Genomic DNA, 16777 nt, shown 5'->3' with positions numbered 1-16777 from the left:
AACCAAATACTTCTCGGCCAAACAGCCTTTTTCCTCATAAACTAAAACCTGCAAAAATCACTTCGAGCTCCCGAAGTAGTTTTAACGCTATCTCTTTTTCATCCTATTGAAAGACAGTTGATATCAATAGTCATACACATGCTCAATCGTCACGTTATCAGTTATAAAAGTATTTAAAACTGTAGCTAAGTTTTTTACTGTTGTTACTACAGCAACCCTGTTTAAACCTGGTTTGGTAAAAACAGGCTGAGTGAATAATATTTTATAATTGCCGGTTACATTTAAATACTTATCGGTTAAAACAGTAAGCATAATAGCGCCTTTATTTCCGGCTATCTCCGTAAAGCCAACACCATGTTTAGCCAGCTTGCTAACCGCGTTATTAAATTCGGCATAACGGGGTAAATTGGCCAGGATCGTACCGTTTGGCAATATTTTTATTTGATGCACAAAACCGGTAGTATCCTGCCCAGCAGGCAGCTTATCCATCACTACTGCTGTTTGCAGCGAGGCTGTTTCGTAAGCCGATTTAGTGCCGAGGCCAATCAGCCAGCCATAACCGCTTTTAATTAATAATTCGGTGGTTAAATAATAGCGCCTTTCCAGTTTACGCAGCAAATGCGGACCGGATAAGGAGGTATTGCTCCACAACGCTTTAAGCTGATGGTTAAAATCGTACTGGTACCATGGCAAAGCTTCAATAAATTTCACGTAGCTGTGCTCATAACGGGCGTTAAACTGATCCTCGGCTGTCATTTCTTCACCGGGCCTGGTATCGGTTACCCGGCCAACAATGGTCTCGTAAAATGATTTGATGCCGTACTCAACCGTTGTACTGCCTGCAATTACCCATATCATGACGTGGTAGCCGGTATTGAAAGCAAAATTACCTTTGATCTGATGGTACATTATACCATAACCGCCCCATAGCTGGTCGACATGCTTTAGGTACGGAAATGTGGTTGAGGTGCGGGTTTTAAAGTAATCTGCCTGTTCGGCCGGACTAAACACAAGGAACCATTCGGGATAAGTCAGAAAAGTTTGATCAGGCGGGCGTATAGCTGCCTGTGGTGTTAATGGATGCTGATTGGTTACCAGCCACGCTTTATCAACCAACAAGCCCTTCCCGGCTGGCACGGTAGACGGCTTCCGGTTTTTAACAACAAACGTTATGATAGCCAGTAGCAGCGCAATGAATGTCAGTATCCTTAGCCTTCTCATGCTTATATTTTGGTAAACAGCATTAAGGTATTATCTGATGGATCTTTATCCTGTAGTATGCGTTTACCGGCATCTTTAAAACCGGCCTGCTCTATCATAGCCGCCCATTCATCTGCCGGTTTAAAGTTTTTAAAATCTTTGGCTTCAAATTCCCAGGTCTCATTCAATCCCACATTAAATACCGTGTGCACCAAAGAAACAAAAGTGGCCATTCCGGGCGTTTTAACATCATGATCGCGAATAACAAATGAACCGCCATGCCGCAGGATACGCTTGATTGATTTTACAAAACCATCAAGTTTAGCTACCGGGCAATGGTGCAAACCAATGTAGCAGGTAACCACATCCAGGCTGGCATCGGGGATAATTGAACTGGCGATAGATTCATAACCATCAATATCCACAAAAGTGCCCAACTTACCTAATTGACCGCGTTCCATAATATCGCCCGGTGAGTTGGTTGATGCCAAATCATTAATAAGATATATAGGCCCGGTAACTTTGGTTTGTTTTCTAAGCTGACTGATATAGCGGCCTGTAGAACCGATCTCGGCATAACCATTAATCTGTTTTACATCGCCCAATAATTCCAGCGTTTGCCTAACTATTTCCTTTTTTTGTTTTTTAAGCGCCGGCAATGCATAAGTTAATTCTGATAAAAATGGCTTTATGCTTTTAAGCTTGCTTTGCACAGCTTTATAAATCTCCTCGTCGGTTTTGCCGGCAGCGGTTTCTTCTTTTATCAGTTGATGGAATTTATCCTCGGGATATAAATGAAATATCACCTGCAAAAAGCGGTAAAAATCATCGCTCCATTTGGTATCATTAAATACTGCTTTAAATTCGGATGTATTAGCCATTGTTTTGTGGTTTTAATGGTTTATAATAAGTATCCCAAAAAATGTTCCGGAATTTATAGTCAGGGTCTAATTTGGTTTTTAAATCAAACAGTTTTTGAGCGTTGGGATAAGCTTTATAAAACTGTTGTACAGTTGGGTGTACTTGGTATGGCAGGTAGTAAGCGCCGTTTACAGCGGTTACCGCGTCGGCCAACTCACGCGTCCAAACGGCAACGGCGTGTTTGGAGGCCGGGTCTGTACGTTGCTTGTAGTAAACTACAAAAGCAAACACCTCTTCGCGCGCCCAGGCCAGGTAAGTGCCTGGGTCGGCTTTGGCATGGCGAATAGAAACGTTTAATACGTTTACGTTAAAGCGGATAAATATTTCGGCCATCGCCTGTTCAAATTCCTCAAAACGCTCAACAGGTACAAAGTATTCCAGCAACACATAGGTGCTATCTCTGCGCGAGCGTGGCTCTAACTCTGCTACATCGTAGCCCGCCTCGTAGTTGCGCCAGTGTATCTTTTTACCGCGGAACATCAGCGGGTCTATCAAAAACTCACGTCGCCATTTACCCAACGGAGTTTCCGTGAATGACCATAAGAAATATCGCTCCAGCGGATACGATTCTTTTAATGGCATCAGCCGGGTTTTAACTGTCGGTTTTTCGGTGGTTTCTATCCAGCTTACTGCGCGTAAACGTTTATATTTTGGTGGGTAGATATCGCCATTATGGAAAACTACCTGTGGATTATCGCGTATGGTTTTAAAGAAGTACCCGGCATACTCTTCCACTTTCATTTTTTTATCAATTCGTTTAATGGCCAGGTTATCGGCCAGTTCCAATTCGGCCTCCACAATAATACCGATGCCATTGTACCCTCCTATCGCGCCAAAAAACACTTCCTGATTCTCGGTGCGTGTTGCGTGTACTAACGATCCATCGGCTAATACTACATTTATAGAGCGGACGGATAATACCACCGGCCCCATACCCATATACCGCCCATGTGCATTAACACTCAATGCGCCACCAACCGTGAAGTTGGCATAGGTTTGCATGATTTTAATACTCAGATGATGTTCATCTATATACTGCTGAATATCGCACCAGCGGATACCGGTTTGTACTTTGATGAGCTTATCCGTCGCGGAAAACTCCAAAACTTTATTCATGCCGCGCATATCAATATGCAAACTGTGCGGACTGGCAGTTTGCCCACCCATACTGAAACGACCACCACCTACGGAGATGGCCCCGGTAGTATTTTTTACAATTTCGCACACTTCCTCAACAGAAGCCGGACGCATTATTTTAGCAACCAATACCGGGTTTAACCGGGTTACATCATCAATAATGCGCTCATCGGTTTTTAGGTGCGGAATTTCTTTACCGTCATCATTTTTCAAATAATCGGGTGCCAAGCCGGGCACGGAGCCGTATTGATTTGTGGCATAATTACCTTTCTTAAATCCCAGCCGCCAGAACAACCATACCGGCCCAAGCACGGGTATTAAAACGGTAAACAGCCAATAGCCCGAATAGCCCTGATCATGCAGGCGCTTAATGGATGTAGCTATCACAATCCAGAATAGTAATGGGTAGAGTATAAAGGTTGCACCCTCGGCTATTGCAAATAATAATAAATTATACAGCACATAAAAGGTACACCAGTAAAACAGCGAAGCCAGCCAAAAAGTTCCTTTTGATAAGCGACCGTTAAAAGTAAATAGCAGATAGGTTACAGGTAGCTTTTGTTTTAGGCGCATAGATGGTATTGGCAATAGGCTAATATATCATTACTTTCAATTATAATTATACTGCTTGTATAAAATAGAACGTGATAGCTATAAGTAAATTATATATGAGCTGTATCTTAACTACCATGAGGAAGCCTAAAAAAGATGAAATTCCGGTATCAAAGATAAGCCATACTACCGTATATGCAGATTTCAGCGGTGTGGATGGCGATGGAAAGATACTCTATCTCAATCCCAAATGCGTTTTAGTTGGTTTAGATGGTGTGCCATATATGTTATTTATTACCGCTGATTTTAACCAGGATGACCTAACGAAAACCATAGGGGGAGAGTTATACCAAGTGAAGCGATTGGTTCTACAGCACACTTTTTCATACGTGTCTCCTGAAAAGAGATCCTATTGTAAAATACCAGATTGGTTGTTAGCTTTCAAAAAGATAGAGTGGTTAAAATTCAAATATGTGGAATTAGATGAGCTTTGGCTTTTTAGAAACTTACCCGTGCAGCATCTTGTATTACAGAATGTCAGGTTCAACGACCCAACTATATTCGCAGATTCTATCATTCAATTCAATCTTCTTAACCAAATCACTCACGATAACTGCTTGAATAAAGAGTTAATAAGTAAGATTGCTTCAGCCCTACCCCATGTAAAGTTTTCCTACGAAACTGAATAATGTTTGTGCTAAAATACGATTGTAGTAATTGCAGAATTCTGCGGAAACGCTGCTGAGTGACCTGGTTTACTTACATAATGTACATATCTTGTTTATCTGTTCAAAGGGCCTATTTGCATCCTTAACTTCTGTAAAAATCGAATTACTGCGCCCCCCGCGCCTCCTTTATGGAACAATGGTTACAATCACTCTTTTATACCTTGTTAAGGCCGGTGTCCCTTTGTCTGTTATCCTTACAATAAAATGTGCAGTTTCGGGCTTATCCACCTTTGGCGCGGTTATATTTACCGTATGCGAATTTTCAGGTTGGTTTATTTTAATAAGGGTTTTATAGGAGCCGGCTTCCGGGTAATTGAACCATAAAAAACTCAGGCTATCCCCGTCAGGGTCGTAAGATCTAAAAGCGCTCAGGCTAAATGTTGCTCCTGCCTTTATCGTGATGCTTTCGGGGCCGTTTAAAACGGGTACCGGGGGATGGTTGGCTTCGGCGTATGATTTAGTGCACCAGGCCATCCGCGCCGCAAAATCATTTTGAAAATCATCGCGCCAGCGCCATAACGATACGCTATTGCTGGTAAACAAATCTTTGCCGGCTTTTACCGCGCGCCCGTACTCGCCATATTCATAAGGTGTATAGGCGTCAACGGCATCCGTCCAGATGGCCCTGGTTTCAGGCTTTAAGGGCATATTGGAAACCCCTTTTTTTGCCTGCGCAAAATCAGGTTTATACAATTCGTAACGGCCGCCCCAACCGCCCCAGTCGGGATGCTCTGCATCGTTTAGCCCGTTTCGTATCAGCGATAAAAAAGATGGTGTATCGCCTTCAATCCCCCATGATACATCGGGATATAGTGCGCCCAGAGGACCATGCCCCTGCTGAATATTTTGCGCAATCCATTTATTGCTGATAGTTTCGTTATTGATGCTGTCGAAACGGGTATTGATTGCACTCCAGGTAGCTCCGGAGTAATTATCACCGGGGCTAACGATGTAAAACAGATCAGGAAAATTAGTCCTGATCCAGTAACCACTGTCATCCTGGTCTGATATGGTATAGACCCTCAACTTGGCTATTAATCTTTTTGCTTCTGATGCTGTTTTGGTTTTCTTTATTTTAAATAACGATTGGCCAAGTGTATTTACGCCACCCCAAACCGATATCCAGAGCGGGCGGTTATCGTTTTCTTCAAGTAGTTTAATAATCCAGTCTGAGCCCTCGGAATCTTTACCATCACCGATACCTTCCATACCGTAGGCCGGGATGCCATGTTTTACTTTGGATAACAACAAACCGGCATCAGGAAAACCTTGCTGGTGTTTATTAAGATTGGCCTGCACCTTACCGTAGGCTTTGATCAACCTGTTGATAGACTCCGGCGACACACTTGTTTTCATCCACACGGAGGTAGTGGCAATCAATCCTTTAATATCTATCTCATTAGCATATAAAAGTAGACGTATAAACGACTCGCTATCATCGGGGTCGGCCTCAATATCCGATAATACAACTAACCGGTTCTTTTGATCACTTGGTTGGCTTAACTGGGTGGAAAGATTTTTTTCTACAGCATGCACCTGCGGATATACACCTGCGGAAGCCAACACCAAACATGATGTGAGTAATAAAGTTGACAGTTTCATGTGTTAAATAATTGTTTAAAATTGGATTGATCAGCCACGCTATGTAGTTTAAAAACAGCAGCATTACCAATCAAATTTATGAATAAACAAACATATATCGTCAATTATGCGGTACTATTAAAGCGCTTTGATCTGCCTCAGAATGTTCCGGGTGATCTCTTTCCGGCAGTTGCCAAAGTTGGCGTTCACTTCACTTCTTGGCTTAATCAGCCTGGTAGCAAAAAAATAAACATTATCCTTTCGCTGCACATAGCCTACCCACCAGCCCAGATCCTCGTTGTTGGTTTTCGTCCAGCCGGTCTTCGAACGAATAACATAATCCGGAGCAGTATCAGTAACCATAACGTTTTTCAAAATAGCGATATTTCGCTTTGAAAAGGGTAGCTTTTCCTCGTAAACCTTGATCAGGAACTCGACCTGGTTTTTAGGTGAGATCGCAAATACCCCGAAGTTCCAAAAATCTGCTCCTTTCTCCGCAAGGTTATGGTTGCCATAATCACAGGCATCCAGGTAATACTGATATTTCTTTCGGTCTATTTTCTTAGCCATTTCAATAAAGGCCCAGCCTGCTGAAACCCGAAAGGCCTCTTTTACCGTAATATCATGGTAGATTTCTGGCCGGTAACCGTACAGGGTAGTATCGGTGCTACCGGGCCATTTAATAATCTCATTTTCATCTTTAATGGTGCCAGTCTCTAAGGCTATCAATATGTTGATTACTTTAAAAGTGGAAGCCGGCAAGGTAGCCACCTGCGCGTCAGCCGAATCAGAAAGCAGCCATTTTTTTGTTTTATAGTTATAGATAGTCGTACTTCCATTGATCCGGCATTCCTTAAAAGGCTGCTGAAGGGAAGCCTGTGCTTTAAGCGATAGGGGAAAAAAGAGCGCACAAAATAACAGGCAACGATGCATGATAAAGCAGTATTTTGAATCTCAACAATTAATCAAAGGTAAAGATAAAAGGCTTGTCACATTTGAACAAGTTATGCATGTTAACACCAACAAAATACCGAATAGCAATATTGACACCGGTGTTTATAGCGCCTCTGACGCGATTGCCTTCATTTTTCATACATGGTCGATAAATAGGGGGTTTCCCATCCGGATCAGCCACCTGCATCTTCTTTGCATTGCCTATGCCAGGGATTTTATATTTAACCGATGAGCCATAATAGAAACTCCAAAACGCAGGCATTATGTTTATGAATTTTACTACGTTTTGGAGATGTATTTGTAATACCGCGGTATGTTGACAGCTAATATATGGGCAATAGCCAAGTGTTTTAAAGCTAAATATCATCAACCACAATTTCAATTTATAAAGATGAATTATTCTGTTCTCAGACTTTTAATTGGGTTTGCGAAGGAGGCTTTTATGGTTTGTAAAATTATTAAAAATGCTGTTACACCCGTCAATAATGCGATTGAAAAGATAAAAGGCAAAAGCGATATGTTTATTTTATAGGCATAATCACTCAACCATTTTTGCATTATTAAATAAGCCAGCGGACAGGCTACAGCTGCTGCAATTAAAACTACGCCTAAAAAATCATCTAAAAAAAGCAAAGTAATTCTGATAGCGGACGAGCCCAAGACTTTACGAATGCCAATTTCTTTTGTGCGCTTCTGTATACTCAAAGATATGAGGCCCAATACGCCGAGCAATACAATGATCACAGCTAAAATAGTTGCGATATAGGCGGCTTTTTTTAATTGTAATTCGGTAGCGTATAATTTTTTCAAAGCGTCATCCATAAAATGATATTCGAATGGTGCGCCCGGCATTAACTCAGACCACTTTTGGCTTAATACTGATAGGGATTGTTGTATATCGCCTGGTTTGAGCTTAATTGAGAAATAACGATAAGCAAGGGCATAATTTACATTTGTAAATGTAACAGGTTTTATATGTTGTTGCATTGATCCGAAATGAAAATCAGCGGTAACACCGCAAATGGTAAAGGCTACCGGGCTGCCCGGCGACATTATTTTTTGACCAATAGCTTCATCTGCATTTTTAAACCCTAACGCTTTTGATTGGGTTTCATTAATAACCACTTGGGTGGTATCTGCAACATCAAAAACAGGCTTAAAAAACTGACCGGCTTTTAGCGGTATATTATAGGTAGATGCATATTGATTATCAGTAATCAAACCTTGTGTTACTACGGTTTGTGCCGGATTTGCTCCCTGCCTGTAAATTGGGTAATTACCTCCATTAGCACCGTCCGGTATTTCAAAAGAAAGCGCTATACTTTTAACTTGCGACATTTGTGCCAACTGATAACGTATGCTTTCCATTTTTTTAACACCATTAGGCGACCAATCCCTTGGTAACTGCGTATAAATTACATAGTCTTTATTATATCCAAGGTTATTGCTAAAAAATAAGCTTACTTGTTGCGATATGATATAAGCGCCAATTAACACGATTGAGGCTATTGCAAACTGAAACGCGACCAACGATTTACGAAAAAGAACGCTCTCTTTAACTGAAGGCAATTTACCTTTCAATGAGTCAACTGATTTTAAAGCAGTTAAAACCAATGCAGGGTAAATACCTGCCAACGTACCTATAATCAGGGCAAATAAAAACAGGATCGGTATAAAATATGCCGGTAGAGCAAATAAGCTCGTGATATCTTTCCCAAGCACATCACTAACATACGGCCTTGCCACTAAGTAAATAACGAGAGCCAAAATTGTTGCAATCATTACCAACAAAGTCGATTCGGCTAAGAGCTGCCATATCAGTTGTTTGCGTAAGCCGCCCATTACTTTTCTAACGCCCATTTCTTTCATTCTACCAGAAGCACGGCCAATGCAAATATTTACATAATTAACTATGGCCATCAGCAAAATAAACAGTGCGATGCAAGACAGCGTAGAGGTCATTTTTTTTACAATGCCGCCTTCTGCTACCATATTATAATCCTTTAACGCCACCAAATAAGGAGTAAGGTTTTTACTGATCTGTTCGGATGAATTTTTTCTGAGCAATGTCTTCATGGCACTTTCAACTTCTTTTGGGTCGGCGCCTTTTTTTAGCTCTACATAGTCAACTATATAAGGATTGGCCCAGCCGTCAATGTTGCGTTTGAAATATTTTGCCGCCTCTGCGTTAAAAAAGAAATTAGAAATATTAGATGCATTTAAAGAAGTAACCGAATTTTTAGGAAGATGATCAAGCACACCTGAAATGGTGAAATCATGTTTATCTCCCGAAAAGTTCTCAATAGTCAACACTTGTCCAACTACATCATTTTTACCGAAATATTTTAGGGCGATTTGTTGCGTGACTACTACCGAAAATGGATCATTTAGTGCAGTATTTACATCTCCATGCAACAACTGAAAGCCGTACATCTTTAGCAGGGTACTGTCGCCCAGTTGGATACCTTCACGAAAATATTTTTCTCCTTTTGATACGTTAGTTGTCATCCCGTCGAAATGATAATAATTTACCACAAGGCCAGGGTATTCTTCCTTCAATGCTTTGGGTAATTCTGCTATCGAAGCTAATTCAAATCCCATATTAGGGTCTTTCCATTTACTTTGGATGATGTATTGGTTATCTGCGTTTTTAAGCTGATGATTTACTTGTAACTCGCCCCATACATACGCACCAATGAGTAAAGTAAAAGCTATACCCACCGAAAGGCCTAAAATATTGATAATGGAAAATACCTTTTGTTTCCAGATATTTCGCCAGGCAATTTTAATGTAATTTTTCAGCATAGCATCGGCTTTTGTATGGTATACATAAATAAAATGCCAAGTTATAACTTACTAATTGCTAACAACATAAGTTACAAGATATTTAGATGGTGTTCGTTATCGAACACTGACCGTATCATTACGATACAATTTTATAAAGGTTTAACACGTGGGCAAATAGCTATACAAATTTGTTCATCCCATACATAACCACCACCTGAGTTTACTAAAGCAGGATAAGAACCGACTAAATCAATATCTTTAACAAAAGGGTAACATCTAACCAAGAAAAGTTGCAATATATAAATTTCTCATACTGCATTATTATCTTTATACATCAATATATATCCACATCGCATGACTTTTAATTTAGGTAGTCTATTTCCTAAAAAACCGATAAATGAACCTTATTTAGCGTTAGATGATTCACGTTGGGCAGAACTGGAAGGTGGTTATAGAGGTGCTTTGTACGACGCTTCAGAGGCACTAAGTCGGTTGAAAAATGCCAATACAGCTGAAGAGGTAAGCACAATCTATCAGGAATTATGGGATGAGCTACACCATCAAGGTGATGTTGGATTAGCTTCATATTATGCAGTTCCTCATATGGTTTCTGCTGCAAAATCAAATCAGATCATTGATTATAACGTATTGGGGCTGGTATCGCTTATAGAGATACAACGCCATAAAAACAATCCTGTAATCCCCCCACTATTTTATCCGGCTTATTCTATGGCTTTAAACGAACTGGCCTCGCTTGCGGTAAGCATAATCAATAACGATTGGGATTTAAGTACCGCTTCGGCCGCGTTAGCTGCTATTGCAATAGCAAAGAAGCAAATAAAGCTTGGCAATGCTATACAAAACATGGATAGCGAGGATGTTATAGAAGAATTCTTAGAAAAATATTGAACGCTATGAATAGTAACGACGCATTTGAAACTATTAGAGCAGGCGAACGAATTTGACGAAGCTGGTGATATTGAACAAGCATCAATTATATAACCTAATTAGAAAGGTAAATCCAGATAGGGTGGCACTTTAAATAAAGACTCTATAGTTACTAACTACAAAGTCAAAGAATGGAAAAAGAGTGACTAAAAAATCGATATGGGAAATAAATCTCAACAAAGCTTCGAAAGGATAGAAAAGGCAAAAGAACGATTTCAGCATCTATCATCAGAACGTACTGCCTCACGGCTGCTTAATTTCAGTAGGAGTAATGATATTGCAGTTGCCTACAAACAGATACTTAAGGAGCGAGGCATTGATGACTATTTAATTTACATAGATTCGCTTAAGAACTCGTGAAGAATATCGGGGACATACAGCCTTCAGATTCTCCTGTCACCTCATTCATAATTAAGATTAACACTTTTTCGGCATAGGTAACCAGCCTTTATTGATTGCTTAAAGGCTTCCTTGAGGCCATTGAGCCGTTCAAAAACAGACATAAATATTATCCGTTATGATATTCAATCATTTTCAGTAGCTGATCGATGGTGTTCTCGTAGTTTTTCGACCCCATTAACCTGATGTAATCCTTCTTAAGGTCGTTTATAATATCCAATTGTTTCTTGTAAAACCGTTGCCCGTCTTCGGTAAGATAAAGCATGAACGACCTGCCGTCCTTGTCACTTTTTTCAGCCCTTACAAGCCCGGATGCTTCCAGCCCTTTAACAATGCGGCTTGCGCCTTGCTTGGATATCCTGAACATAGCGGCCAGGTCACTGTTAGAGGCACCGCGCAAACCGATATTCATAAAGAAAGGCATAAATGTGGCCTGCAAATGAGGATTGTTTAAAGTCTTGATATGCTCTTCCCCCCAGTCATCCAGCGCACGCTTAAGTACATACACAACCCTGAACAAGCTTCTCTCCAAATCAGCTTCCTGCTTTTCGCCTTGATATTCCATAGCTCAAAATTAATTTATTTAACTGAATTATAATTCGTCATCAAATTGCAACAAGTGAATAAAAAACGCTCAAATATAGTACACACCATTGACTAACATAGTAAACAATGTGTACTATTGTATTCTAATTATTCAACACAATGGAAACGGAAGAAATAACAGCTCCGGCGGCGCAAAAAAATACCAGCCCGCTAAAATTTATCCTCATCGGAGTAGTTGCTATCGCTATAGCATACTTTGGCGGTAAAAAGGTTTACCACGCTTTTAATTATGAAACTACCGATAATGCACAGGTAGAAAGCAATGCCATCCCCGTGCTCAGCCGCGCATCTGGCTATATCAAAGATTTTGCTTTGAAAGACTACCAGATGGTAAAAAAAGGCGAATTGCTTTTAACGATAGACGACAGCGAATATAAAATTGCCGTACAGCAAACCGCAGCCGATCTGGAAGCTGCAAAGGCCGACCTGGCCAGTGCCGAAGCGCAGATCAATAATATTTCATCGGACAAAGGTGTGGCCGATGCCGGAGTTAGCGTTGAAGAAGTGGCTTTGGCCAAGGCTAAAAGAGATTTAAACCGCGATCAGGCTTTATTTAATGACGGCTCTATTACCCAACATCAGCTGGATAACAGCCAGTCGGCTTACCAAAGTGCCATTAAGCAAGTGGTATCCAGCAAATCGCGCGTAACACAGGTGAGTACCCAAACCGGAACAGCAAACGCTCAGATACAGCGGGCTAAAGCTAATGTAGCTGTGCGGGAAGCGCAGCTGGAAAATGCGAAATTAAACTTATCGTATACGCAAATACTGGCGCCATCAACTGGAAAAATCGGCAAAACCAACTTACAGCAGGGGCAGTTTGTACAAGCCGGCCAACAGCTTTTTAGCGTGATCAACAACGAGCATTTCTGGATCGTAGCGAATTTTAAGGAAACCCAGATTGAGCACATGCGGGTGGGCCAGGCCGTAAAAATTGAAGTTGACGGCTACCCTGATAAAGAAATTACCGGAAAAATAGCCGAGTTCAGCGATGCTACAGGTGCCAAATTCTCCTTGCTGCCACCGGATAACTCAAGCGGAAATTTTGTTAAAGTGACCCAAAGGGTACCCGTAAAAATTGAACTGGACGATCCGGCCGGCCTGCGCGAATTTTTAAAGGCCGGGCTGAGCGTTACCGTTGATGTAAAGGTTAAATAAACCTTGGGCCATTATTCTAACCATAAAATCAAAACCAATGGCTGTCAATAAATTAACAAAGGTAATTATTGTAATTACCACCATTGCCGCCGCCATCATGGAACTGATCGATACGTCGATCATCAACGTGGCGCTCAATAATATCAGCGGTAATTTGGGCGCAACGCTGGAAGACACGTCCTGGGTTGTAACAGCTTATGCCATAGCTAACGTTATTGTGATACCGATGACGGGCTTTTTAAGCCGTTACTTTGGGCGCAAAAACTACTACCTCACCTCTATCATCATTTTCACCATCGCCTCCTATATGTGCGGTTCATCCAGTTCATTATGGATGCTGGTGCTATGGCGTTTTATACAGGGAATAGGCGGCGGCGCGCTGCTGTCGGTTTCACAGGGTATCCTGTTTGACGCATTCGAGCCGGAAGAAAAAGGCATTGCTTCAGGTATTTTCGGGATGGGTATTGTTATCGGGCCCACTATCGGGCCAATCCTGGGTGGCTACATTGTAGATAATTACCACTGGTCGCTAATTTTCGATATCAATATCCCCGTGGGTATCCTGGCTGCATTTTTAACCTGGCGATACATTGATAGGAAACCGGATGAATATAACATTGATAGAAAAAGTATTCCGATAGACTATACGGGTATCTTATCGTTAACGGCCGGTATAGGCGCCCTGCAATATGTACTGGAGAAAGGCCAGGCTGACGACTGGTTTGAAGATGAATGGATCAGGATCATGGCAGCCATTGCTATAGTGGGTTTAGCGTTATTTATCTGGTGGGAAGTGACCACTAAAAAACCGATGATCAATCTGAAGGTGATGAAAAGCATGAACCTGATTGGCAGTAACGCACTCACCTTCGCTTGCGGGTTCGGGCTATTCGGATCAGTTTATATCTTCCCCCTCATGGTGCAGCGGGTTATGGGTTATACGCCTACAGAATCAGGCATATCTTTAATCCCTGGGGCACTGGTTACTATTGTGGTGATGCCCATCATTGGTATCTCCCTTAGTAAAGGTGTTCCGCCATTGCTTTACGTCATTCTTGGGTTTATTCTTTTTATCCTGCACGGTTATACATCCGCACAAGCCACCGCAGATGCCGATAAATGGTGGTTTACCTCTACGCAGATTTGCCGCGGGCTGGGTACGGCATTTTTAACGGTACCGTTGCTGAGCCAGGCGGTCGTCGGTCTTAAACCGCAGGATATGGCTTACGGCATATCCCTTAACAATATGTTCAGGCAATTGGGCGGAGCTTTCGGTATAGCTATATTAAACACCTATACCACCCGGCGGTTTGCGGTTCACCGTTCTGACCTGGTATCCAATTTACAGGCTAACAACCCTTTACTGAATGAACGCTTGCACGGGCTGGCTAATGGATTGACAGCCCGCGGACTTAACCCGATGACTGCTAAAACATCCGGGGCATATTTTTCATTGGACCATACCATAACCAGCCAGGCCCAGATGAGCGCCTACCTGGATGGGTTCATCCTGATCAGTATTTTTTTTATTGCCACTATTCCCTTTATGTTCCTTCTCAAGTCTGAGAAAACCGATGCTGAGACAAGGGCAAAGATCGCTGCTGCGGCACACTAATATTAAAAAATTCACAAACATGAAACGATTAACATTGCTCAATATATTTATACTCAGCTGCACCACTGTTTTTGCGCAGCAGGCCAATCCGGAACTGAAGGGATTGATCAATAAATCATTCAGCTACTACCCGGCCTTCAATGAATTAAACCAGGCTATACAGGTAGAGGCCGATCGCGTGAGCCTGACCCAGGCCAGCCGAAACCCCACTCTGGATGCCACCGGTTCTTATCGCTACATTCACCCGGTATCAAAAATTACCATCCCGACAGGAAACGCGCAGCCCCTGGCTTTTCAGATTATGCCCAACCATAATTACAGCACTACCTTAAATGCCAGCTATGTATTGTGGGACTTTGGCAAAGTGAAGACCGATGTTGACAGGGCAAAAACTGCGCTGCAATATGCCAGGGATAATGTAGATTATAACAAGAACCAGATGGCCTACCAGGTAGCCTCTATTTATTACGAGATCATTTACCTGGAGAAAGCAATTGCTATCCAGGATAGTGTTCTCAATTTTTTGAATGCCAATAAAAAAGATACAGAGGTTAAATTGAAACACGGCGATGCCTTGAGGTACGATGTATTGTCCATTCAATCAACCGTAGACCAGGCACAAAATGCGAAGATCGACCTGCAAAATTCCTTGAAAAAACAGATCAACCTGTTGCAATACACTACAGGGGTAGAAAACTGCGGTGGCGCTGATTTTGATTTCACCCTACCTGATATGGCTGATGCCAATAATGCCTTGTCGAGCGCACAATCAAATAATGTGGAGTTCAAGCTTTTAAAGGACCGTATTGCTCAAGCGGAAGCCGCCTTGGCGGTGAGCCGCCAGGGCGGCAAGCCCTCATTGGTTGCCAATGCAGGTACAGGCTTCACCAATGGCTACACACCGCAAATTGACCGTTTTAAATATAATTACAGCGCCGGGGTTACCTTGAGCATTCCTATTTATGAAGGCGGACGGAATAAAAGGCAGGTTAGACTATCGCAAAGCCAATTGAAGGAAACCAGCTACGGTTTAGCAACATTGAATAATGATTACCTCAAAAACATCAAACAAGCGTTGGCAGATATTGAAAGCAATCGTAACAGCATCGTGAATGCCGAACGGCAGGTAGCCGAAGCAAAACAGGCACAGCAATTAGCACAAAGCCGTTATAAAAACGGCACCGGTACCAACTTGGAACTAACCAATGCCAGTACCAATGTGCAAACAGTATCACTAACACAGTTGCGCTACCAATTCCAGTTATGCCAGGCTAACCTGGAGTTGGCCCGCTTAACCGGGATTGCTTACTGGTAGGCTGCCACCGGTTAGCCGATGATAGCTGTACGTAAAGGCAGGAATAACTTGGAAAATAGCATGTTGCCGATAAAGCAAAGCGAGTGATAGCAAATTTGAAATCAATACATAAAAATGATGCAACAGCAAATCAAAACTAACTATACAACACCAAATCATCCCATTGAAGAACATATTAATATATCCAGCTTCATTCGCGGTATTGATATGGCCATTTTTAAAGTTGTGATTGATTACATCGTTAGAAACTTTGATCCAACGGGAATAAATATTGTGGGATTAATTGATTCTTTCTGCCAAGTTCTGATTAAGCCAGCACTTGCATCGTTTTATAAAATACTACCACGCGGTATAAATTACTATTATCAAAACAAACGAGGTATAAATTTAACCATCAAATTATGAAAACAGATGTTAAGGCCATTATTTCATTTCAACCCGGTTATATTGATCTTTCGGAAAAATTGCGTGATGAACTGGAGGTGAAAATTGACCAGTTATATGCGCAAAATCGTTTGGACGATTATGTTGACAACCATACCAGCGTTGAAAATGCAACAAAGGGCGATTGGCTCTGCGCTTATCTGTTACGCAATTCGCCAAACAGCTTTATGTTTTCGGGCGAATTATCAAAAGGTATAAAAACCTGGTTCAATATGTATTATGATGATAGGCTATCGGTAATTGATAAGTTTAGAACATACTACCAAAATATTGTATCCCTGAAAAAATTAGATGAAAGGCAGATAATTTCTATTGTTTTCTGCAAGTTTTTGATTAACGAGTTGCTAAGCCTATTAGCCGAAAGTCGCTGGCAAAATTTAGCGCATCAGGCAAGCAATCACCGGCAGATTTTATGTAATTAAAAATATTGAG

14 protein-coding genes are annotated in these 16777 nt (G+C 41.7%); 7 read left to right on the top strand and 7 right to left on the bottom strand.

Going from position 1 to position 16777, the window contains the following annotated elements:
- Positions 1-123: 123 nt before the first annotated feature.
- The 3 genes from MUCPA_RS31450 to MUCPA_RS36550 are packed head-to-tail and all read right to left on the bottom strand — an operon-like array spanning position 124 to position 3831.
- Complete coding sequence (locus tag MUCPA_RS31450) at positions 124-1221, bottom strand: hypothetical protein (RefSeq protein ID WP_008512108.1); 1098 nt, start codon at positions 1219-1221, stop codon at positions 124-126.
- Positions 1222-1223: 2 nt separating this feature from the next.
- On the bottom strand, positions 1224-2081 hold the full coding sequence (locus MUCPA_RS38735; protein ID WP_008512106.1) for a class I SAM-dependent methyltransferase: 858 nt from the start codon (positions 2079-2081) through the stop codon (positions 1224-1226).
- Positions 2074-3831, bottom strand: coding sequence for an FAD-binding protein (locus MUCPA_RS36550; protein WP_008512104.1), 1758 nt, complete (start codon positions 3829-3831; stop codon positions 2074-2076). Before MUCPA_RS36550 ends, MUCPA_RS38735 begins: the two co-directional genes overlap by 8 nt.
- 116 nt (positions 3832-3947) lie before the next feature.
- Between MUCPA_RS36550 and MUCPA_RS31435 the strand changes: the two genes are divergently transcribed.
- Positions 3948-4499, top strand: a complete 552-nt coding sequence (locus MUCPA_RS31435; protein WP_040626725.1) for a hypothetical protein — start codon at positions 3948-3950, stop codon at positions 4497-4499.
- Positions 4500-4664: 165 nt separating this feature from the next.
- Here MUCPA_RS31435 and MUCPA_RS31430 read toward each other — a convergent pair whose 3' ends face one another.
- The 3 genes from MUCPA_RS31430 to MUCPA_RS31415 all read right to left on the bottom strand — a co-directional run bounded on the left by MUCPA_RS31430 (position 4665) and on the right by MUCPA_RS31415 (position 9878).
- A complete protein-coding gene (locus MUCPA_RS31430; protein ID WP_008512101.1) occupies positions 4665-6140 on the bottom strand; it encodes a DUF1593 domain-containing protein in 1476 nt (491 codons plus the stop codon).
- A gap of 117 nt (positions 6141-6257) precedes the next feature.
- Positions 6258-7052 carry a penicillin-binding transpeptidase domain-containing protein gene (locus MUCPA_RS31425; RefSeq protein WP_008512098.1) on the bottom strand — a complete coding sequence of 265 codons (795 nt, stop codon included), beginning with the start codon at positions 7050-7052 and terminating at the stop codon, positions 6258-6260.
- 417 nt (positions 7053-7469) lie between these two features.
- Positions 7470-9878 (bottom strand): ABC transporter permease, encoded by a 2409-nt coding sequence (locus tag MUCPA_RS31415; protein WP_008512094.1) that lies wholly within the window; start codon positions 9876-9878, stop codon positions 7470-7472.
- A 336-nt stretch (positions 9879-10214) separates the two neighbouring features.
- On the opposite strand from MUCPA_RS31415, the gene MUCPA_RS31410 reads away from it, so the two are divergent.
- Complete coding sequence (locus tag MUCPA_RS31410) at positions 10215-10769, top strand: hypothetical protein (protein ID WP_008512092.1); 555 nt, start codon at positions 10215-10217, stop codon at positions 10767-10769.
- A 547-nt stretch (positions 10770-11316) separates the two neighbouring features.
- Here the strand turns inward: MUCPA_RS31410 and MUCPA_RS31405 are convergent.
- Positions 11317-11772, bottom strand: coding sequence for a MarR family winged helix-turn-helix transcriptional regulator (locus MUCPA_RS31405; RefSeq protein ID WP_008512088.1), 456 nt, complete (start codon positions 11770-11772; stop codon positions 11317-11319).
- 140 nt (positions 11773-11912) lie between these two features.
- On the opposite strand from MUCPA_RS31405, the gene MUCPA_RS31400 reads away from it, so the two are divergent.
- From MUCPA_RS31400 to MUCPA_RS31380, 5 genes are all read left to right on the top strand, one after another.
- Positions 11913-12971 (top strand): HlyD family secretion protein, encoded by a 1059-nt coding sequence (locus MUCPA_RS31400; protein ID WP_008512087.1) that lies wholly within the window; start codon positions 11913-11915, stop codon positions 12969-12971.
- Positions 12972-13008: 37 nt separating this feature from the next.
- On the top strand, positions 13009-14586 hold the full coding sequence (locus MUCPA_RS31395; RefSeq protein ID WP_008512085.1) for a DHA2 family efflux MFS transporter permease subunit: 1578 nt from the start codon (positions 13009-13011) through the stop codon (positions 14584-14586).
- A gap of 19 nt (positions 14587-14605) precedes the next feature.
- Entirely contained in the window at positions 14606-15901 is a 1296-nt protein-coding gene (locus tag MUCPA_RS31390; protein WP_008512084.1) for a TolC family protein, read from the top strand.
- 114 nt (positions 15902-16015) lie between these two features.
- Positions 16016-16306 (top strand): hypothetical protein, encoded by a 291-nt coding sequence (locus MUCPA_RS31385; RefSeq protein ID WP_008512082.1) that lies wholly within the window; start codon positions 16016-16018, stop codon positions 16304-16306.
- Positions 16303-16767 (top strand): hypothetical protein, encoded by a 465-nt coding sequence (locus tag MUCPA_RS31380; RefSeq protein WP_008512080.1) that lies wholly within the window; start codon positions 16303-16305, stop codon positions 16765-16767. Before MUCPA_RS31385 ends, MUCPA_RS31380 begins: the two co-directional genes overlap by 4 nt.
- The last annotated feature ends 10 nt before the right edge of the window (positions 16768-16777 follow it).

It is taken from the genome of Mucilaginibacter paludis DSM 18603, assembly GCF_000166195.2.
Lineage (GTDB): Bacteria > Bacteroidota > Bacteroidia > Sphingobacteriales > Sphingobacteriaceae > Mucilaginibacter > Mucilaginibacter paludis.
This window is presented reverse-complemented; position numbering and strand designations above follow the sequence as displayed.